This is a genomic window from Spirillospora sp. CA-128828, from assembly GCF_050945415.1.
GTDB lineage: Bacteria > Actinomycetota > Actinomycetes > Streptosporangiales > Streptosporangiaceae > Spirillospora.
This window is the reverse complement of record NZ_CP191986.1, coordinates 5,413,149-5,432,199: the sequence shown is the minus strand read 5'-3', so window position 1 is coordinate 5,432,199 and position 19,051 is coordinate 5,413,149. Positions and strand designations below refer to the sequence as shown.

Annotated in this window: 19 protein-coding genes, 1 tRNA gene and 1 pseudogene; 13 read left to right on the top strand and 8 right to left on the bottom strand. The window is 68.5% G+C overall.

All coding sequences use genetic code 11. The annotated features are described in order from the left end of the window. Positions 1-8: 8 nt before the first annotated feature. Complete coding sequence (locus ACQPXG_RS26505) at positions 9-329, bottom strand: DMT family transporter (RefSeq protein ID WP_433461820.1); 321 nt, start codon at positions 327-329, stop codon at positions 9-11. A 108-nt stretch (positions 330-437) separates the two neighbouring features. Between ACQPXG_RS26505 and ACQPXG_RS26500 the strand changes: the two genes are divergently transcribed. Both ACQPXG_RS26500 and sthA read left to right on the top strand, forming a co-directional pair. Continuing rightward, positions 438-1,049, top strand: a complete 612-nt coding sequence (locus tag ACQPXG_RS26500) for a TetR/AcrR family transcriptional regulator (RefSeq protein ID WP_433461819.1) — start codon at positions 438-440, stop codon at positions 1,047-1,049. A gap of 49 nt (positions 1,050-1,098) precedes the next feature. Continuing rightward, on the top strand, positions 1,099-2,502 hold the full coding sequence (gene sthA / locus ACQPXG_RS26495; protein ID WP_433461818.1) for a Si-specific NAD(P)(+) transhydrogenase: 1,404 nt from the start codon (positions 1,099-1,101) through the stop codon (positions 2,500-2,502). On the opposite strand, the gene ACQPXG_RS26490 is transcribed toward sthA, so the two are convergent. Then, on the bottom strand, positions 2,499-2,912 hold the full coding sequence (locus tag ACQPXG_RS26490; protein ID WP_433461817.1) for an SsgA family sporulation/cell division regulator: 414 nt from the start codon (positions 2,910-2,912) through the stop codon (positions 2,499-2,501). The two genes, sthA and ACQPXG_RS26490, sit on opposite strands and share 4 nt — an antisense overlap. A 287-nt stretch (positions 2,913-3,199) precedes the next feature. Here ACQPXG_RS26490 and ACQPXG_RS26485 point away from each other — a divergent pair, with 287 nt between their 5' ends. Together ACQPXG_RS26485 and ACQPXG_RS26480 are read left to right on the top strand one after the other, a co-directional pair. Beyond that, complete coding sequence (locus ACQPXG_RS26485) at positions 3,200-3,625, top strand: TIGR02611 family protein (RefSeq protein ID WP_433461816.1); 426 nt, start codon at positions 3,200-3,202, stop codon at positions 3,623-3,625. An 83-nt stretch (positions 3,626-3,708) separates the two neighbouring features. After that, positions 3,709-3,780: transfer RNA gene (locus ACQPXG_RS26480), tRNA-Val, on the top strand. A 1,198-nt stretch (positions 3,781-4,978) separates the two neighbouring features. Here ACQPXG_RS26480 and ACQPXG_RS26475 read toward each other — a convergent pair. Beyond that, on the bottom strand, positions 4,979-5,641 hold the full coding sequence (locus tag ACQPXG_RS26475) for a response regulator (RefSeq protein ID WP_433461815.1): 663 nt from the start codon (positions 5,639-5,641) through the stop codon (positions 4,979-4,981). Between the two features lie 52 nt (positions 5,642-5,693). Next, the gene (locus ACQPXG_RS26470) at positions 5,694-6,920 is read right to left on the bottom strand and encodes a sensor histidine kinase (protein ID WP_433461814.1); all 1,227 of its coding nucleotides are present in this window, start codon (positions 6,918-6,920) and stop codon (positions 5,694-5,696) included. Positions 6,921-7,271: 351 nt separating this feature from the next. On the opposite strand from ACQPXG_RS26470, the gene ACQPXG_RS26465 reads away from it, so the two are divergent. After that, positions 7,272-7,952 (top strand): hypothetical protein, encoded by a 681-nt coding sequence (locus tag ACQPXG_RS26465; RefSeq protein ID WP_433461813.1) that lies wholly within the window; start codon positions 7,272-7,274, stop codon positions 7,950-7,952. Positions 7,953-8,576: 624 nt separating this feature from the next. On the opposite strand, the gene ACQPXG_RS26460 is transcribed toward ACQPXG_RS26465, so the two are convergent. After that, complete coding sequence (locus ACQPXG_RS26460) at positions 8,577-8,753, bottom strand: DUF1905 domain-containing protein (RefSeq protein WP_433470054.1); 177 nt, start codon at positions 8,751-8,753, stop codon at positions 8,577-8,579. 84 nt (positions 8,754-8,837) lie between these two features. Between ACQPXG_RS26460 and ACQPXG_RS26455 the strand changes: the two genes are divergently transcribed. From ACQPXG_RS26455 to ACQPXG_RS26430, 6 genes are all read left to right on the top strand, one after another. After that, positions 8,838-9,497 carry a hypothetical protein gene (locus tag ACQPXG_RS26455; protein WP_433470180.1) on the top strand — a complete coding sequence of 220 codons (660 nt, stop codon included), beginning with the start codon at positions 8,838-8,840 and terminating at the stop codon, positions 9,495-9,497. Between the two features lie 118 nt (positions 9,498-9,615). Continuing rightward, a complete protein-coding gene (locus ACQPXG_RS26450) occupies positions 9,616-9,963 on the top strand; it encodes a DUF7669 domain-containing protein (RefSeq protein WP_433461812.1) in 348 nt (115 codons plus the stop codon). Positions 9,964-10,226: 263 nt separating this feature from the next. Further along, on the top strand, positions 10,227-10,985 hold the full coding sequence (locus tag ACQPXG_RS26445) for a MerR family transcriptional regulator (RefSeq protein ID WP_433461811.1): 759 nt from the start codon (positions 10,227-10,229) through the stop codon (positions 10,983-10,985). After that, entirely contained in the window at positions 10,982-11,545 is a 564-nt protein-coding gene (locus tag ACQPXG_RS26440) for a GyrI-like domain-containing protein (protein WP_433461810.1), read from the top strand. Before ACQPXG_RS26445 ends, ACQPXG_RS26440 begins: the two co-directional genes overlap by 4 nt. A gap of 251 nt (positions 11,546-11,796) precedes the next feature. Further along, positions 11,797-12,195 (top strand): hypothetical protein, encoded by a 399-nt coding sequence (locus ACQPXG_RS26435; protein ID WP_433461809.1) that lies wholly within the window; start codon positions 11,797-11,799, stop codon positions 12,193-12,195. A 95-nt stretch (positions 12,196-12,290) separates the two neighbouring features. Next, complete coding sequence (locus ACQPXG_RS26430; RefSeq protein WP_433461808.1) at positions 12,291-13,154, top strand: tyrosine-type recombinase/integrase; 864 nt, start codon at positions 12,291-12,293, stop codon at positions 13,152-13,154. A gap of 713 nt (positions 13,155-13,867) precedes the next feature. On the opposite strand, the gene ACQPXG_RS26425 is transcribed toward ACQPXG_RS26430, so the two are convergent. Further along, on the bottom strand, positions 13,868-14,506 hold the full coding sequence (locus ACQPXG_RS26425) for a PadR family transcriptional regulator (protein ID WP_433461807.1): 639 nt from the start codon (positions 14,504-14,506) through the stop codon (positions 13,868-13,870). An 18-nt stretch (positions 14,507-14,524) separates the two neighbouring features. On the opposite strand from ACQPXG_RS26425, the gene ACQPXG_RS26420 reads away from it, so the two are divergent. Then, positions 14,525-15,715 (top strand): FAD-dependent oxidoreductase, encoded by a 1,191-nt coding sequence (locus tag ACQPXG_RS26420; RefSeq protein WP_433461806.1) that lies wholly within the window; start codon positions 14,525-14,527, stop codon positions 15,713-15,715. A gap of 49 nt (positions 15,716-15,764) precedes the next feature. Further along, positions 15,765-16,031: a hypothetical protein gene (locus ACQPXG_RS26415; RefSeq protein WP_433461805.1), complete on the top strand. Its 267-nt coding sequence runs from the start codon at positions 15,765-15,767 to the stop codon at positions 16,029-16,031. Positions 16,032-16,409: 378 nt separating this feature from the next. On the opposite strand, the pseudogene ACQPXG_RS26410 reads toward ACQPXG_RS26415, so the two are convergent. Next, positions 16,410-16,726: pseudogene (locus ACQPXG_RS26410) on the bottom strand (ATP-binding cassette domain-containing protein); the annotation flags it as partial. A gap of 246 nt (positions 16,727-16,972) precedes the next feature. After that, on the bottom strand, positions 16,973-18,961 hold the full coding sequence (locus tag ACQPXG_RS26405; RefSeq protein ID WP_433461804.1) for a right-handed parallel beta-helix repeat-containing protein: 1,989 nt from the start codon (positions 18,959-18,961) through the stop codon (positions 16,973-16,975). Between the last annotated feature and the right edge of the window lie 90 nt (positions 18,962-19,051).

Here is a 19,051-nt window from a genome sequence, read left to right as displayed (position 1 = left end):
TCGGGCTCCTATGAGCTTTCCATCACCTGAAGGCCGGCCACGCCGACGACGATGAGGGCGAGGAATCCCAGCCGGGCCGGCGACGCGCTCTCGCCGAACGCGACCACGCCGACGAGCGCGACGCCGATCGCCCCCAGGCCGACGAAGACCGCGTAGGCGGTGCCGACCGGCAGGGACCGCAGCGACAGCGACAGCACGACGACGCTGAGCACCGCGACCGAGAGACCGATGACGGTCGGCCAGAGCCTCGTCAGGCCGTCGGACTGCTTCAGCGCCGCCGCCCACACCAGCTCCATCAGCCCGGCGACCAGCAGAAAGATCCAGGCCATCCGACACACCTCCGATAACAGGAAAAGTTTCCGGTTAGGGAGGTTAATCGGAGAGTTCTCCGGATACAACTCCGGCTACGCTGCCGTACTGTGCCGAGAGGGGACGCGATGAGGGAGCTGCCGGTCGTGGGCAGCCCGCCCGCCGAGCGTGCGGACGCGGCGCTCAACCGCCGCCGCATCCTCCGCGCCGCCGCCCGGCTGATCGCCGCCCGCGGCCCCGAGGCCGTCTCCATGGACGAGGTCGCCCGGGAGGCCGGCGTCGGCGTCGGCACCGTCTACCGCCGCTTCGGCGACCGCGCCCGCCTCGTCTTCGCGGTGATCGACGACCGCGAGCGCGACTTCCAGGCCGCGTTCCTGCGCGGCCCGCCGCCGCTCGGCCCCGGCGCCACCCCGCCCGAACGCCTCCGCGCGTTCCTGCACGCGCTCGCCGACCGCACCGAAGCGCAGGCCGAACTGCTGCTCATGGCGGAGGCCGACCCGCCGGACGCCCGCTTCCGGGACGGCTCCTACGGCCTGTACCACATGCACCTGGCGATGCTCATCGGCCGGATCCGCCCCGGCGCCGACACCGACTACCTCGCCGACGCGCTCCTCGCCCCGCTGGCCGCGAACCTGTTCCTCCACCAGCGCCGCACCCGCGGCATGCCCCTCGACCGCGTCAAGGCGGGCCTCGACGCGCTCGCCGCGGGCATCGGCCGAACCAGGCCCGATCCGGATTGATCCTCCGAAAGCCCTTATCGGGAGGGCGGCGGGCCGTCAGACTGGGGGAGTGAACGACTTCGATCTTCTCGTGCTCGGATCGGGCCCCGGCGGGCAGCGCGCGGCGATCGCCGCGGCCAAGCTGGGCCGCAAGGTCGGCATCGTGGACCGCCGCGACATGATCGGCGGCGTCTGCATCAACACCGGGACGATCCCGTCCAAGACGATGCGCGAGGCCGTTCTGTACCTCACCGGCCTCAACCAGCGCGAACTCTACGGGCAGAGCTACCGGGTCAAGGACGAGATCACCGTCGCCGACCTCGGCATGCGGACCCAGCACGTCATCGGCCGGGAGACCGACGTCATCCGCAGCCAGCTCGCCCGCAACCACGTCACCGTGATGGCCGGCACCGGACGCTTCCTGGAGCCCAACACCATCGGCGTCTCCGGGGCCGGCGACCGCGAGCTGAAGGTCACCGCCGACCGCATCGTGATCGCCACCGGCACCCGCCCGGCGCGTCCCGGCACGGTCGAGTTCGACGACCGGACGATCATCGACTCCGACGGCATCATCCACATGGACCGCATCCCGGAGACCATGGTCGTCGTCGGCGCCGGGGTGATCGGCATCGAGTACGCCTCGATGTTCGCCGCGCTCGGCACCAAGGTCACCGTGGTCGAGCGGCGCGAGCGGATGCTGGACTTCTGCGACCTGGAGATCGTCGAGGCGCTCAAGTACCACCTGCGCGACCTGGCCGTCACGTTCCGGTTCCGGGAGAGCGTCGCGTCCGTCGAGCGGATGGAGCACGGCACGATCACCGTCCTGGAGAGCGGCAAGCGCATCCCCGCCGACACCGTCATGTACTCGGCGGGGCGGCAGGGCATGACCGGCGACCTCGGCCTGGAGGCCGCGGGCCTCACCGCCGACCACCGCGGCCGCATCAAGGTCGACGACGACTACCGCACCGAGGTCCCGCACGTCTACGCGGTCGGTGACGTGATCGGTTTCCCGTCCCTCGCGGCCACCTCGATGGAGCAGGGACGCCTCGCCGCCCACCACGCCTGCGGGGAGCCGGTCTCGGAGATCCACGAGACCCAGCCCATCGGGATCTACACCATCCCCGAGATCAGCTTCGTCGGCCGCACCGAGGACGCCCTGACCGAGGCCAAGGTGCCCTTCGAAGTGGGAGTGTCGCGCTACCGGGAACTGGCCCGCGGCCAGATCATCGGGGATTCCTACGGGATGCTGAAGCTCCTCGTCTCACCGGAGGACCGGCGGCTCCTCGGCGTCCACGTGTTCGGCACCGGGGCCACCGAGCTCGTCCACATCGGCCAGACGGTCATGGGATGCGGGGGCACCGTCGACTACCTGGTCAACGCGGTCTTCAACTACCCCACCCTCGCCGAGTCCTACAAGGTCGCCGCCCTGGACGCGATGAACAAGATGCGCCACATCGCCCGCCTGTCGGGCTAGGACGGCCAGAGCAGGTTCTCCAGCTCGGCGTCGATGTCGATGAACTCGCTCTCCTCCCCGGCGGGCACCGCCTGGTAGGTGCGGTGGAGGAAGTCGGCCAGCGGCGAGAGCGGCACCTCGAACAACGCGTCCCCGAACGGGGAGGACAGAGCGATGTTGAGCGAGCCGTCGTCCGCGGCCGGCCAGACCTCGACGTCCCCGTCCCCGACCTTGCGCACGATGCCGACCGTGAGGAGCTCCCGAGCGAAGATCCACTCCACCGGCTCGTCGTCGCCCACGTAGAAGGCCATCCGGATCGCGTACGGGTCGTCGGCCGCGTACTCCAGCCCCGCGAGCAGGGGAACGGTCGTGCGGTCGGGGACGACGAGACGAAGGCCCAGCTCTGCTGAGACGGTGGTACTGCTGTTCATGGCCATTCCTTCTTACGTCGGTCCCGCTGACTCGCGGGTGCGCCGGTGCGTGGTTCTCCCTCACACGGACATCCCCGCGATCTATGACGGCTAACTGCCTGAACTCGGCCGAACATTCCGGCGTCCCCGGCGTTTGTGATCCATCTCACCGTAGCAAAACCTGCGTCTGACCTGGGCAAAAGCGGATCTTTCGCAAGTATCCTTCGGCCGCCGTCGCCTGCCCCGTGGGCCGATCCGAGCCGTCTCCCGCGTCCTCGGCGGCCCATCTGCTGGCTTAAGGTAAATCCGTGGCAATAAATCATGAAAAGGAGGCCCCGCCGGAGGAGCCGGGCCTGTTCCAGCGCTTCCGCGCCCGCGTCCGGCGCAACCCCCTCCTCAACACCGCCTGGCGCGCCGGCGTCTTCGCGGTCGGCGCGGCCGTCCTCGTGGGCGGCCTCGTCATGATGGTGACCCCCGGCCCCGGCTTCCTCGGCATCGTCATCGGCCTGGCCATCCTCGCCACCGAGTTCGCGTGGGCCAAGCGCGCCCTCCACCGCGCCAAGACCGCCGCGGACCGCGCCAAGGAGAAGGCCCTCGACCCCCGCAAACGCCGCCGCAACACCATCCTCGGCACCGTGACCGCCGTCCTGGTCGCCGCCGCCGTGGCCGCCTACCTGGTCATCTACGGCGTGACGCTCCCCTGGGAGATCGAAGACCCCACCTTCTGGACGTGACCCCACCCCTTATCGATGCGCGTCCAACCTCCAACATGCGCTAGAGTTTCCGACGTCGGCACGCCCCACCACGGCGGCCACCGGGGCGATTAGCTCAGTGGGAGAGCGCTTCGTTCACACCGAAGAGGCCACTGGTTCGAACCCAGTATCGCCCACCCCAAGTTTTCGCAGGTCAGAGCGTTATCCGTGGCTCGCCCTAGTGTGTCTCGATGACCTCTTCGTGGCCCCGGGAGCCAGCGGGGGAGTCGCCGCTATCAGATTTGTGCGCTTCGTGGATTCTGAAGGGGTCACCCAAGCCAGTTCGGCATCACGATGCATTCGGTGACGGACCTTGTCGACTTGGTTGACGTAGCGTTTCGAGCGTCGGCCTGACCAAAGCATCCGTCGGCCGAGGTCGCCCGCCACGGGATTCACTGGCGTCGTGGAGACGCGGCGCTCCGGATTGGAGCGGCGCGGGAGTCCGCAGCATGACAGCCCTGGTCCCATCGAGGCGACACCGATCCATAAGGGCCGCCTCTGACCACACCACCCCCGGTGCCAGGCGGCTGGGTGGTAAACGTGGCGGCTGAGTTGAAGGTTTGTTCGCTGTCCGCGACCACCGAATTGGTGACCGCGTGCACGTGTTCGGCGCCGGACGCACCAAGGCCTGCCAGCTCGCCGGCACCGGCGACCTCCCTGCCGGGTCCTGCGGCTCGGTAGCAGCTGCCTGGTGGTGGCCGCCGACCTGATTACCGCCCTCGGCCTCACTGGCGCTTGAGCTTGAGCCTGTGCAGACCGGTCGAGTTAGGGCGGGCAGCCCTCACTCCAGGAGAACGACTGAAGGGCCGCAGGGGGAAGCATGTTCAGGCTCCGCGGATGCTGCGACCACAACGGCAGGCTGCCCGGCAAGGCCTGCCCGAAGCTGCGCCGTGGCGACGGCGGCTGGAGCAATGCCACGGCACCTGGCACCACCAGTTTGGAGTTCCCACCTACCGCGGCCGGAGGCGACGCAGCGGGTTCGCCTTCCAGGGCCGGGCCGCCGACGAACTCTCCGCATGTCAGCCATGCCTATGAGAGGCGGCGGACGGCGGCGGCTACGGGAGGCGATTGGGGCCTCGGGGCCCATCGACACCACCCACTGGCGGGCGGCACCCCACGGCCACGGCTCCGGGCGCCGCCAGCGCCAGGCCCAGCAGGACCCCGACAGCGGCGGCCGAAGTCGGGACCGCCGGTAGAACATCCGCTCATGCCGATGTGCGGAAGTTGGGCAATAGCAAGTTGGTCGATGGCCCCCGCCTGAGCTGTCTGGCGGTGAGGGGTTGGCCGGCTCGCCCGCCCACGCCGGAGCGGGCAGGGGTCAGAAGGCTTCCGGTGTCAGCCGGTGAGGCCGGCGTCGTGGGCGAGCAGGGCGACCTGGGTACGGTTGTTGAGATCGAGTTTGGTGAATATGCGGGAAATGTGGGCTTTCACGGTGGCCACGCTCATGAACAGCTCGCCCGCGATCTCGGCGTTGGACTTGCCCCGCCCGACGGCGATGGCGACCTCGCGTTCGCGTTCGCTGAGCTGATTCAGCGCGGTGATGGCGTGCTGTTGCCGGGCGGCGGCGCCGGTGTCGCTGAGGTGGGCGATGAGCCGTCGGGTGACGGTCGGCGACAGGGTAGGTTCGCCGGCTGCAACCCGCGCGATGGCGCGCAGGATCTCGGCGGGTGGCGTGTGTTTGAGCAGGAAGCCGCTGGCCCCGGCGCGCAGGGCGCGCAGGACGTATTCGTCAGCGTCGAAGGTGGTCAGGACGATGACCTCGGGTGGGTCGGGTCGGGCGCGGAGTCCTTCGGTGGCGGCGAGGCCGTCGAGGGTGGGCATGCGGATGTCCATCAGCACCACGTCCGGGGCGTATGCGTCGACGGCGGCGGCTACTTCGCTTCCGTCGCCGGCCTCGCCCACCACGGCGATGTCCGGCGAGCCGCCGATGACCATGGTGAGGCCGGCCCGCACGAGCGGGTCGTCGTCGACGATGAGGACCCGCACCGGTGCGTTCACGTTGGGCTCCTTGTGCGTGCTCACCTGGGCCGGAGGCCGGTTCCGACCGCGATCAGAGGGTAGGCCACGGTAGCCAGGCCCTGAGCCGGAAGTCACCGGCGGGGGTGGGGCCGTGTTCGAGGCGTCCACCGGCGAGGGCGGCCCGTTCGGTGAGCCCGATGAGGCCGATGCCGGCGCCGGGGATGCCGGCAGGGCTGGTCTCGGCCGGGTACGGGTTGCGGATCTCGACGGTTACGCCGTCGCCTGGGGTTGCCCGGACGGTGACGGCCACCTCGCCGTTGGGGGCGTGCTTGCGGGCGTTGGTCAGCCCTTCCTGCACGATCTGGTACGCGCTGCGCCCCACACCAGCCGGTACGGCGGAAAGCGCGTCGGTCTGCCAGTCGAGCCGTACCCGCATCCCGGCGCGCCGCGATTGGTCGACGAGGTCAGGGAGGTCGGCCAGGGTGGGCTGCGGCCGTTCCGGCGTCTCGTCGGACCGGTCGACACCCGTGCGGAGGACGCCGATCACCTCCCGAAGGTCCTCCAGCGCCTGGTAGGCGCTGTCGCGGACCACCCCGGCGGCACGGGCGACCTCCTCGGGTGCGGCGTCGGGGCGTAGCTCCAGCGCCCCGGCGTGCAGGCTCAGCAGGGACAGGCGGTGGGCGAGCACGTCGTGCATCTCCCGGGCGATCCGGTTGCGTTCGCTCTGGCGGGCTTCGGCGACGCGCAGTTCCTGTTCGGCCTCGACCCGCCCAGCCCGCTCCCGCAGCGATTGGCGCCGGGCCCGTACGAACATGCCCCAGGCGAGCACCGCGGCCGCGAGGACAACGCCCAGCACGATCTCCGACGGGGACCCGACTGGGACGTCGGGCCGAACCAGCAGCGTCAGGAACGGTACGAGCGCGTACCCGGCCACGATCGGGGCGACCACCGCGAAGCGCCGGTGCACCGCGACGGTGAACAGCGCGACGAGCGCCGCGCCCGACGCCGACGTCGAATAGACGCTGACCAGACCCACGACCACGGCCAAGCCGACCGGCCAGCGTCGGCGCAGCCACACCCCCAGACTGCACAGGCCGCCGAGGACGAGGTCGACAGTGAGCGGGACTGGTGCGATGTGTTGCGCGAGGCCGTCGGCCAGGGCGAGCACCGTGAGGCCGACGGCCAGCAGGAAACACGCGGCGTCGACCACCCGGCCGTGGATCGTGCGCCCGGCCGGGCGTACCGGATCGTGGTCAGGATCGCTGGTCACGCCCGCCGGTAGCGGACTCCGATCCTGCGGGTCCGCCGGGACCATCATGATCAAAGGGTACGGCCGGGTCGGGCCCCACGGCATCCGACCAAAGTCGATCCCGCGGTGTAGACCTTCGGCCAACCACCATCGACCTGGGCTCGTAGCGGCGTATCCCGCCGCTCCAGCAATCTGTTCCACATCACCGGAACGGACAGCCAAAGAAGACTCCGAAACCAATTCCGACCATTCCTGCGCCAACGAATGACGTGGTGTTGCACCGATCATCCGACCGCAACGAAGGAGTGAGATGAGATCACCGCATAACCCCGCCACCGCGCTGGAATCCTGCACGTGCCCGTGAGCGCGGCAGCGGCAACGACGGGGCCTACCCCGGCCCGAACGCTCCGAGAGCGGGTCGTGGGCGCGACGGCGATCGCGTTGGCAGCGTCGGTGGCGATCCAGAACGCGGTGGTGGTCTGGGCCGGAGCGCCAGACTACGGGGGCCCGATCAAGGAGGTGCTCGCCTTCCACGCGGAGCACCGGGTCGCGGTCGCGATCGCGGTCGGCCTGGAGGCGCTGAACCTGCCGCTGCTGCTCGGGTTCCTGACCGGTCTCCACGGGCTCGTCGAGCGCCGCGGGCGTGCGGGCGCAGACTGGTCGCGCCTCGCGGTGGCCGCAGGCGCGACCCTCTCGGCAGTCTTTGCGCTCTACGCCGTCCTGTGGAACGGTGTTGTGCTGTCCGCCGGCGAGCTCGCCGAGCCGAGCCCGGAGTTCGAACTCGCCTGGCAATTGCATGCAGCAGCCTTCGCGTTGGCGCTGCCGGCGCTCGGCACCACATTCATCGGCGCTGCGCTGGCGGCGCATGCGAGCCGGCTGACGCCGCCGTGGCAGCGTCTGCTCGCAGTGGCCGGGGGAGGCCTGCTGCTCGCCGCCGGGGCGGCCAACCTCGCGATCGCGGACGGCTCACGGCTCCTCTTCGTAGGGATGCCCGGCTACACCGCCTGGCTCGTGTGGCTGCTTGCGACCGGCGTACGGCTGGTGCGCGCTCGAACAGCTGACCGTCCTGACGACGCATCGGCCTCCGACGAGGAGGGATGATGGGAACCGACATCGAGGCAGCTGCGGTCGCCGCAGCGCTTGGGGCGTTCGCCGGCCGTGCGCCGGGGGTGCGATTGCCGATGCCGCGCTCGAGTTCGAGGGGAGCGGCAGTGGGCGTTCTCGGTAGCAGCGGCGGGCCTCGCCGCCCTGGGCGGCAAGGCGGGCGAGCCGCTCGCCTTGATGCCGCCGCACGGTCCGCGGCGGGATAGCTGATGGCCGACGCGGACGTCACGTCGGCCGCCGCTGGGGCGCAGTGTCCGCGCTCCGAGGCCGTCGTCTCGATATACGCGGGACCTCGTTTGCGGGGCGTGGCCGTAGTATCCGGCGGTACCCAGCAGGCTCGCACCACCACGATCAAGCTCGTCGACGCTACGGACACGCTGCGCCACGACAAGAGCGGCGGCGTAGTCCTTCCCTCCGCGAAAGATCGACTCGTAGGACGCGCGAACTGCCATGCGTGCTTCCTACCACCACCGCGCCACCGACCGCGCAGGAACAGGCCCGCGGAACTGATCGGAAGCCTGGCGTTCGCGCGCTTCCACTACCGAGGCCGCCGGTCCTCGAACCCAACGAAACATCCTCATCTGCCGCTGATGGCGCGCTGATGAGGTTCGCTGCCGGTGGTCAAAGATAGATGAGCTCGACGGTCACGGTCGCGATGTCACCAGCGTCGAAGTCTTCGGTGGGACGTATGGCGCGCTTGATCGGCAGTAGGTAGCTGGTCCATGCGCTGTCGGGGGAGATCGAGTTTGTCCAGGTGCTTCCGATGGTGGCCCGTACCCGAAGCGAGCCGAAGCCGATCGAGGTACTGGCGACAGGTCCTCCATCGCCGTACGGCAGCGGTAGATCTTGAAGGGTGTTTGATCGCCGACTATGGGGCCTCGTGTGGTGGCGGTGGACATCGGATCGGTGAAGTCGCCGTCGAAGTTCGCGTGGGCGGCGTTCGACGTTCCGGTCCAGGACGCGATCGCCGAAGGCGAGGACCCGAGCAGCGCAATGGAACGCGTGGCGGCCGGGCTCGCGGATGACCGGCAGGCGGTGCTGCTTCTTGAGTCGCCGATGTCGGTCCCCGTGCCGGACGCCGAGGACACCGGTTGGCATTGGTTGGGCAAGGCCCGGGAGGGCGAAGGTAACCGGCCATGGTCGGCAGGAGCAGGCGCCGGCGTGCTCGCCACCGGCCTTGCCCAGACGGCGTGGATGCTAAGTCGATTGGTGGTGGCGACACCCGATCTGATGGTGACGACGCAGCCCGTCCAGTGGCAGGCGGGCAGGGCTCGGCTTCTGCTCGCTGAGGCGTTCGTCTCAGGCGCCGGAAAGCCTGTTCCGGTCGTGGCTGGACAGCACGCCGCGGATGCGAACGCGGCCGGGCGTGCCCTGGTCAAGCGTTTGCGCGATGGCGGCCCGCTGGCTTCCGACGTGCGTTGCGCTCCGCACAACCCCTTGAATCTCCTTGCGGCCACGGCCCTATGGGCAGGGCTCGCTCTTAACCCGGACGAACTCCACAACGACGTGCTGGTCGTACGTGTCAAACCGGTACCCGCATAGCTGTGAGCCGTGCACACTCATGCCGCCGACCGCAGGCTCGATCCGACCGCGATGATCCGGAGCAGTTGCCCGACTGCCCGGTGGGCATATTGATGTTAGGAGACAACAAGGAGGCCGTGTGGCCGAGGGTACGGAGAATTGGCGGCTCATCCTCCAGGCGGCCCGCGCACTGACGGCCGCTGGGCAGACGCCCTTCACGCGGATTGCCATCTACGTGTGGATCTGGGCACGCTACCCGCGTCGTGATCACGACTGGCCAAGCCTCGACCCCACCTTCCAGGGCGTGATCAGTAATGCGCCTGGAGGACCGCCCAGCGCAGGTGGAACACCACTCCGCCGCACCGGCCGAGGACTGTACGTGCTGACCGATCCGCCCGGAGCCCCCGCGAAGACAGTGACAAGGCAAGACGCTGACACCACGGCCACCCGAGCCGCCTTCGGCCTACTGATCGAGGACGGCGAATAAGGGCGACCGGCAAATGAGGGGTGCCGGTTAAGTCGTAACAGACTGCAGGTATGGAATTTGATGATCGTGGTTTTGTGCTATGCGCCACTCGGGTTGGGCACGAGACGTCGTTGGATTTGAGCATGTCGGGATGCCGAAACTCTGCTGTGGTCAGCGACGCCGTGGTGACGAGGAGATGGTGATGCCCGGCCGTCTTGGGTGAGGGGAGCGCTGGATTCCGCGCGGCTGGACTCTCCCACTGCGGGAGCGTCCATGCTGGTCGAGTGAACAACGGATATCTGCCGATCGGGCGGTTTGCCCGGCTGTGCAGGCTCAGCGTCAAGCAGCTGAGGCACTACGACGATTTGGGGCTACTGGCGCCGGCGCACGTCGACCCCGACAACGGCTACCGCTACTACCGGCCTGGCCAGGCTCGCGAGGCGCTGCTGATCGGGCTGTTGCGCTCGCTGGATGTGCCTCTTGCGGAGGTCGGGCGGGTGCTGGCCGGCGAGGACGGAGTGCTCGGCGGCGTACGCGACCGTATGGAGGCCGACCTCGCGCGCCGAAGGCGCACCCTCGCGACACTCGATCGGGTACTCGCCGACGGGCTACCGCGGGCGGACGTGACGCTCGTACGAGAGCCCGCTCGCCGGGTGGTGATGGTGCGGGAGGTGGCCGATCAGGAGGAGATCGGCGCGGTCACCTCGGCGTGCGTGGCTCGGCTGATCGAGGCGACCGGCCCGCCGAAGATCCCGCTGATCGGGCTGTTCCCGCTCGACCTGTCGCAGCGGGTCGAGGTGGCGGTGGCCGCCGAGACCCCGGACGGGCCCGACCTCCTGCCGGGCGGCGTGTACGCCTCGGCGACCCACATCGGCCCCTACGACCAGGTCGCACTCACCGGACACGCTCTGTTCGCGTGCGTGGGCGATCACGGGCACACGCCGATCGGTCCGCTACGCGAGGTGTACGTCTCCGACCCGACCACCACACCAGCGGAGCAGTTGGTGACGCATCTGATGATCAAACTGGAGGACTCTGAATGAACTGGTATTCCGCTTCTGATTCCCCAGAGCTCGTCGAATTCGGCCCGGTGCACGGCCTATCGGTGACCGGGCAGGGCGAGCCAGGCGGGGCGGTGCACACCACGAGTATCCAGGCGCTGTACAGCGTTGCCGGCCCTCTGCTGGGCATCGCCGCCGCAGGCGGCGCGCCCTTCGAGATGCCGCCGTTGGAGGGCCGCTGGTGGGTGGAAGACGAACGGCCACCGCTTGATGTGCCGCGCGTGCAGTGGTGGTGGCATGTCTTTCTGCGGCTGCCGGACTCGGTGGCCGATGAGTGGTTCGACCAGGCCAGGCAGGCCTCCGACGATCCTGCTGCCGCCCGCGTCCAGCTTGTCACCTTCGCCGAGGGGCGGTGTGTGCAGGCGCTGCACCGCGGCGCATACGCGGATGAGCCCAGGACGCTGGCCCTGATGGAGAAGTTCATGGAGCGCTCCGGGCTGGTCATGAACGGCTTGCACCACGAGATCTACCTATCCGACGTCCAAGAGACAGACCCGGCACGGATGCGCACGATCCTTCGCCACCCGGTCCGCGCGGCCTGACCGCCTGCCCGAAGACAGCTACGGTCGTCTGTCCGGGCGGGCGGGCAGACTGCCCCGGCAGCACCCACTCACACACCGCCATCGCGGGAGGCGGTCCGTCAGCATCCTCTTCACCGCCACAGCCTGGGCGTCATCACCCAAGTTCCGGTCAGCCCCTATCCCGACGGCGATGCTCATCCGCAGTGACGTTTGATGCTCATCCAAGTGGCGCGTAACAGGTCTTGTGACAGTCCGTGATCTTCGAGGTGTTCGTGCCTGCTGTGCCAGCATGCGGCAGGCCCGCCCTCTGGATCAACCTCGGCACCCTGATCAACCACCTGCCCGCCGACACAATCTCGGCCTTCGCCGACGACCTGGTCGCCATCCCGCCCCTCGAACCCAAGATCAGCGACGCCCGCGCCAAGGACTACGCGGCATGGCCCTCGGTCGGCGTCGACGACCTCGCTGCAGACCCAGACAACCTCACCACCCTCACCCACGCACTCGACCGGCTCACCGGCCAGCCCCAGACCGAACAACGCTCCCATCGAACACGGAGCCGCCCAAAGGTTCCGGCCGGTCGGCTGGCCGTCCGCCGAAGCCGCCGAAGCCGCCGAAGCCGCCGAAGCCGCCGAAGCAACGCACGCACATGCCGCGTGTGGTCGGTCTAGTCTTGCGCCTGATGCGGGCGCAGCCTCGCAGGTATGACTTCGTTCGATGAGCTCTTGGGAGCGACGCCTGGCGCCGAGGCCGCAGCTATGACGTCATGCGGTTGGCGACGCTCGCCTACCTGGCCCGGTACAAGGGTGACTCACGCATGCGCACCGAGTCGGACCTGCGGATCTACCTGAACTGGTGCGCCGAACGGCACCTGGAGCCTTTAGCGGTACGGCGCGCGCATGTGGAGATGTACGTGCGGTGGCTGCAGGAGGTCCGCCGGTTCCGGCCCTCGACCGTGTCGCGGCGGCTGTCAGTGGTGGCCGGCTTCTACCGCACGTGCGTGATCGACGGGATCCTCGAGCACTCGCCCGCCGACCACGTCCGTCGCCCGAACGTACCGCCGGAATCGCCTACCCTCGGGTTGTCCCATCTGCAGTTCGAGGCACTGCTGATGGCTGCACGGGCATCGACCAACCCCAACGACTTCGCGCTGGTCACGATGCTCGGCCTACTCGGACTGCGGATCTTCGAGGCCACCGGGGCCGACATCGACGACCTGGGCGAGGAACACGGCCACCGGGTCCTACGCGTGATCGGCAAGGGCACCCGGATGGTGCTGATTCCTCTTCCACCGGCGGTCGGCAGAGCCATCGACCAAGCCATCGGTGATCGAACCGGCGGGCCGATTCTGCTCAACACCCGCGGAGCCCGGATGGATCGGCACGCCGCCACCCGCCGCCTACGCCGACTGGCAGCCGAATCCGTTGTCCGGTTGCCGAGGATGCATCCGCACATGCTCCGCCACACCTTCGTGACCACCATGCTCGACGCAGGCGTCGACCTCCGCGACGTGCAGATCGCCGCACGCCATGCCGACCCCCGCACCACCATGCGTTACGACCGAGCCCGCAACAACCTCGACCGACACCCCAACTACATCCTCGCCGCCTACATGGCCTCCGGCACCTGAACAAGGGTCCCAGACAGAAACGCGCTGCCGACGATCGGATGTTCCACAGGGGTGGGCGTGATCATCAGGCCGACCATGAAGGTCGGTGGACCACACCCGGTGGCGGACGGACTAGTTGTCAGCCTCCTCGAACTGTCCGTGTGCGTCAGCCATCGATGGCGTCCAAAGGTCGAGAGCCAGCAGCGTGATGTGGCGGGCCCGCCCTGAGAGGGGGGCGTAGGCCCAAGGGGTGCTGCTGTGCCGACCGCCGAGGTGGTGGAAGGGTCGAGCACGGCGCCCGCCGCAGTGGTCGAAGGGGCACAAGGCGCGCGCATGACCAGGCCTCTCGGGCGGGAACGAAAGCATTCGCCCGCAGCGTGCCGTGCAAGGCATCCACCCCGCAGCCAATCACCGGCCAGCCTGCCTGTCCGGTGATGTGAACATCACCCACCGGCGCAAACGCTGCATCTCCCGGCGTTCATGAGCAGGTGGCAGAGCGCACGAACACGCGCTTTCGCGAACGGAATTGGATCGGATCGTGCGGGCAGAGAGTGTGGGGCAGTCGCGGCTAGCTGAGGTCCCGGGCCAGTTGCGGCCGATCCCATGCCTGTGGACGAGTCCAGGGGGAGGTGAGGGGAGCGGGTCGGGCCGTCACCTAGATGATTGATTCCTAATGGTCGTAGGCGATGAGGCTGCACAAGCCGCAGGATCGGCGCTTGGGTCGGACTGATTTCCTAAGCGAACTTTTCGGCCACCGCGCGGATCCACTCCTCCGACCACACGAGCTCGCCAGACCGGAGCGCCGTTAGCACGCCCTCGATCCACTTCAACTCCGCCTCGCGGACCGCGATCGAGTACTCCTCGTCGAGGAGGAACAGACGTGGCAGCTCCGGCACGGCCCGGAGGGCCTCACGGTCGGCCGCCAGCGAGGTGGTCAGTTCGGCCACCCGCTTCGCCAGCCTGGCTGTCACGTCCTCCGGAGTCAGGACCATGACCGTGGCGAGCGCGGCCGGGAACTCCGGGAACTCGCGGGCCGGGCTCTCAAGTATCTCGGCGGTCCAGGTGCGCAGTGCGTCCCAGCCGGCGTCGGTGATCTCATACACCGTGCGTTCGGGCCGGCGCTCGTCGCGGGCGGTCTCCCGGACGGCGACGAGCTCGGCACGCATCAGGCGGTCGATCGTCTGGTAGACGCTGTTGCGTTGCGCCACGTTCGCGACCCGATCTTTGCCGCGCTCCTTGATCACCTCACGCATCCGGTACGGGTGCATCGGCTCCTCCGCCAGCAGGGAAAGCAGCACGAGTGCCAGCACGGACCGCCGATCGATGCTCCTCGCCACAGGACAGACCCTAATACCTCTTGCGTAGTCAGTCATTCTATGTATAGTCATAACATGACTAGAGCACTGATCATCGGCGGCGGTGTAGCCGGGCCGGTAACGGCGATGGCACTCCAGAAGGCCGGCATCGACGCGACCGTCTATGAGGCGTACGACAGCAGCGCGGACGGCGTCGGCGCTTTCCTGACCCTGGCGGTCAACGGCATCGCCGCGCTCGGCACGCTCGAAGCGCACCCGGTCGTGCGCGACAAGGGATTCGCGACCACGAAGATGTCCATCGGCATGGGTGGGAAGAAACCCATGGCGGAGTTCGGTTTCGGGGCAGCGCTACCCGACGGGACCAGCACGCAGACCATCACCCGCGCCGCGCTCTATGGATCGTTGCGGGATGAAGCCGTGCGGCGCGGCGTATCGATCGAGTACGGCAAGCGGCTGGTGGCCGCGACGCCGGCAAGGGACGGCGTCACCGCCACCTTCGCCGACGGCAGCACCGCGCACGCTGACCTGCTCATCGGCGCCGACGGCCTGCGCTCGACCGTCCGCACGATCATCGACCCAGAGGCGCCGCCGCCGAGATACGTGCCCTTGCTCAACACCGGCGGCTATGCCAAAGGACTGCGGCTTGACGCCGAGCCCGGCACGATGCACATGGTCTTCGGACGTGGCTGCTTCTACTGCTATGTCACCCACCCCAACGGCGACGTGTGGTGGTTCGCCAACCCACGCCAGCCGAAGGAGCTGTCGAGGGAAGATCTGGCCGCCGTCAGCGAGGACCAATGGCGGACCAAAATGCTCGACCTGTTCACCAAGGACGACGGCCCCGCCCGCGCCCTCGTCACCGCGAGCGACGAGATCTTCCCGGGCTGGAACACCTACGACTTCCCGAAGGTGCCGACCTGGCACCGCGACCGGATGATCATCATCGGGGACGCGGCACACGCCACCTCACCGGCATCGGGCCAGGGCGCGTCGATGGCGATCGAAGACGCGGTCACGCTCGCGAAATGCCTGCGCGACTCCGACAGCGTCCCCGCCGCGTTCACCACATACGAGTCATTGCGTCGTACACGGGTGGAACGTGTCGTCTCGCAAGGGAAGCGCAACGGCGACGGCAAGACCCTCGGCCCCGTGATGCGGCACGTGCTGCCGCTGCTCTTCAAGCTGTACACGCCAGGCCCAGACGCCATGAAATGGATGTACGGGCACCGCATCGACTGGGACTCGCCAACGACGGCCGCGCGGTGACCCCGGCAGTCCCAGCGGGCGGTCGCGCACGAGCGCCGGCGAGTCAGCTATGGCCGACCAAGCCGACGCGACGTCATGCTACGACCGTGGCGCGTCGCGAAATGTCCAGGCGAAGCCCGGGTGGCGGGTCGGCAAGGTCCGCCGGGAGGCAATCAAGGCGTTCCAGATCGACGATGCTTCGGCGGCGGATCTGGTCCTTCGGCTTCCGGACTCCAGCGAGGGACTCCCGCCAACTGACCCGATCGGCGGTTACACGGCCGAAGGCACCTGCTCGGTTGCACTCGACCTGGCTCCGCACGTCCGGGCGCAGGGGTGACGGCCATGCCGAGCCCCTTCCCCCGAGTAGATACGGCCCGGCTGCTCCCTGTCCGCTGCCAGTATTTCGTCTGGGGGTCGTGGATGCTGATCCCGCTGCTCCTGTTGACCGGGCTCTACCTCACCCTTCTGCTGCACGGGCTTGCATTTCCGGCATTTCCGGCTCGGTTCTGGCTGGCGTTCTTCAAACGCAAGGAGGGCGACGATGTCGATGGCGGCATCGCGCACTACCAGGCGCTGGCCGCCACTGCGGGCCTCGACAACATCACGGGTGTGGCGACCGCCATCGCGCGTACTGCGTGGTCAGCAGGGCGGTGCCGCTGCGGTCCGTCATCGACCGGATCAGCCGCCACGCCTCTTCCCGCCGGAGTACGCCGACACGCGCCGCCGCCTTGCACATGCCGAGCAGCCGCCCGATGAAGACGAGGTTCTCCGTCGCCGTGAGGTCCTCGTCCACCGACGCGTACCGCCCGGTGAGGCCGATCAGCTCCCGCACCCTGGCCGCGTCCCGGACGACGTCGAGCCCGCAGACCTCCGCCCGGGCCCCCGTCCGGGCGCAGCAGTGTCGCGAGGATCCGCACGGCGGTCGTCTTCCCCGCTCCATTGGGCCCCAGCACGCCGAGGACGGTGGCCGGCCGGCGCGGTCGTCTTTCCGAATCGTTTGACCAGGCCATCGGCCTGGAATGCGTAATTCATGCCGCCAGGCTGCCGCGGCGCGCTCACAAATCGCTCACACGCCTATCGGCGGCGGTCTCGTCAAATCACGCCGACGGCACGGGCGGCTGGGTCGTCCTCGGCACCGCCCACCGCTTGAGTGCGCCGGTAGGTGGCCTTGATGTGGGTCCCGCCCTCGGCTGCTCGGGGGGTCAGGGTGGCGTGGAGTTCGGCGAGTTTGAGGATGTTGGCCTCGGTGCCGGTGGCGCCTGAGGCTCGCGTCCGCCGTCATGGCGCGTGCAGGAGGTGGCGGTAGGACGGGAGCAGCCCGGCCTTGCGTACGATCGCGGCGCATTCGGGGTTGCTGGAGCATGCCTGACCCGGGTCGGCCGGCGGCAGTTTCGTGTTGGCGGCGAACTGCAGTCTCCGGGGTTCGCCGCACCCTTCTTCAGGGTTCTGCTCGTCGGCCGGAGGCCAGGCTCCCGGATAATCTTTGCGCTTCAACCATTCGGGTACGGCGTCGTCCCAGAAGTTCTCGCGGTACCGCACGTTCTGGACGGGACGCTTGCCCCACTCCTCACTGCAGCCGCCGATCGAGGCCACATAGTCGTAGACGACATTGCGATCGAAGGTGACCCAATTGGAGCTGTCGTCGGTGTAGATGCCGACGTTCCATTCGGGGTCGAACTTGCTTTCCGTGACGGCGTTTCCGCTGATGAGGGCCCCGTCCGCGAAGGATGCACCCTGCTGGCCCCGAAGGTAGATCCCGCCGCCGTCCGCCAAGAGCCGGTTCGTCCGGAAGACCCGGTTGTTGAGGATGCGGTTGCCGTGCATGATGCCCCGCAGGTCGTCGCTGGGGCCGGACAGGATCCCGCTGTAAGGCATGTCGTTGACCTGGTTGTGCGCGATGATCGTGTGCTGCGTCGCGGTGTCCCAGATGGCGGACGACGCGCGGTAGTCCATTCCGGTGCCGTGAATCCAGTTGCTGGTAATGCGGTTGCCGCGGTTGGTGCCTTTCGTGTCGGGCGGGACGACGCCCATCAAGATACCTCCGTCCGAGACGTCGGTGATGACGTTGCCGTCCACGACGTTGTACGAGCTGTTCTCGGAGAACTCAAGAGCCTGGGCGCCCAGGTGGACGAAGCGGTTGCCCTCCACACTGATCCGTTCCGCGGTGCGGAAGGCGACGTTGCCCGGCACTGTCAGCGCCGTCATTTCACCGTCCTTCCCCGGCCGCATGTACATGCTCCACGCCGCGGCGAATCCGTCCGGCTCGCTGGGCGCCAGCCAAGTGGCGTGCGCGAACGCCAGGCCCTTGAAGGCGACGTCATGCAATGGACGGCCCGGCTGACCTGTACCGTTGACGAGAGACTCCAGAACGGGAGCGGTGACCTGGGCGCGGCGCATGACCTCGCCTGGACGCGGGCGATACAGCAACACATGCCGTCCGGGCCGGGAGCGGTCGAGATACCAGCTGCCCGGCGCCCTAGGAAAGCTCGGGGAATTCTCCACCGCGAACCATTCTTTGGGCGCGTCCGCGCCGTACAGGTTCCGGAGCATGCCCCAGCAGGGCTGATCCATGGTGATGGTGGTCTGCCCGGAGCCGGAGCCGGAGATTCCGGCCACGCCGCACCGGCCTTCGGCATAGCCGTACCGATAGATGAACTCGATGTCGCGGGGGTTGCGCCACGTTCTCGGAATGCGGCTCGTGGTGGTGTAGCCGGTCTTCGTCGGCTTCAGCTTGTCCGCGAGACCCGAGTTGCCACGGACGAGTCGCGACGCCCGCCTGTCGTTGACATAAAGCTGACGGATGTCGGTTCCCCCGACGTCGGCGCGCCAGAATCCCTTCAGTTGCTCGTCGGGCCGCCATCCGCTGATCTGTCGGCCACCGCTGACGGTCACCTTCTCCTGGCGCGGCGTCCCGTAGCCGTATGCCTGGTAAATCACCCGATGGCCGTTGCGTCCCGAGTCGCCCGCCGCCTCCGTCAGGTTCAGCGGCGCCGTCAGCCGGTAGGTCCCGGACCGGAAGTTCACCACGATGTCCGACGCCATCCGCGCAGTCCGTGCCCGGGCGGCCTTCTGCGCGCGCGCCGGTGTGGCGAAAGGCCGTTCGATGGTGCCCGGCCAGGCGTCCTTGCCCCAAGGCGCGACGTACAACTGCTCGGGTCTTCGCCCGGGCAGCGCCGAAGCCGATGACGGCACCGCCACGACCGGCACGCCGATCGCCAGTACCGCCGCGACCGTTCCCGCCGCCCCTCGCGTCCCCTTGATTCTCACTCCGCCTCCAGGTCGGTTCGATGGGTCTCAGGCCAACCTTCACGGCGGGCGTGCCGGGCGCGCGTCGGCTGATCGTCGATCGGGCCGTCG

Excerpts from the sequence above, each read along its gene's own strand:
- ACQPXG_RS26505 (WP_433461820.1), bottom strand. The coding sequence starts at position 329 with ATGGCCTGGATCTTTCTGCTGGTCGCCGGGCTGATGGAGCTGGTGTGG.
- ACQPXG_RS26425 (WP_433461807.1), bottom strand. The coding sequence starts at position 14,506 with ATGACTGACTACGCAAGAGGTATTAGGGTCTGTCCTGTGGCGAGGAGC.
- ACQPXG_RS26440 (WP_433461810.1), top strand. The coding sequence starts at position 10,982 with ATGAACTGGTATTCCGCTTCTGATTCCCCAGAGCTCGTCGAATTCGGC.
- ACQPXG_RS26470 (WP_433461814.1), bottom strand. The coding sequence starts at position 6,920 with ATGATGGTCCCGGCGGACCCGCAGGATCGGAGTCCGCTACCGGCGGGC.
- ACQPXG_RS26500 (WP_433461819.1), top strand. The coding sequence starts at position 438 with ATGAGGGAGCTGCCGGTCGTGGGCAGCCCGCCCGCCGAGCGTGCGGAC.
- ACQPXG_RS26490 (WP_433461817.1), bottom strand. The coding sequence starts at position 2,912 with ATGAACAGCAGTACCACCGTCTCAGCAGAGCTGGGCCTTCGTCTCGTC.
- ACQPXG_RS26415 (WP_433461805.1), top strand. The coding sequence starts at position 15,765 with ATGGCCGACCAAGCCGACGCGACGTCATGCTACGACCGTGGCGCGTCG.
- ACQPXG_RS26420 (WP_433461806.1), top strand. The coding sequence starts at position 14,525 with ATGACTAGAGCACTGATCATCGGCGGCGGTGTAGCCGGGCCGGTAACG.
- ACQPXG_RS26430 (WP_433461808.1), top strand. The coding sequence starts at position 12,291 with ATGCGGTTGGCGACGCTCGCCTACCTGGCCCGGTACAAGGGTGACTCA.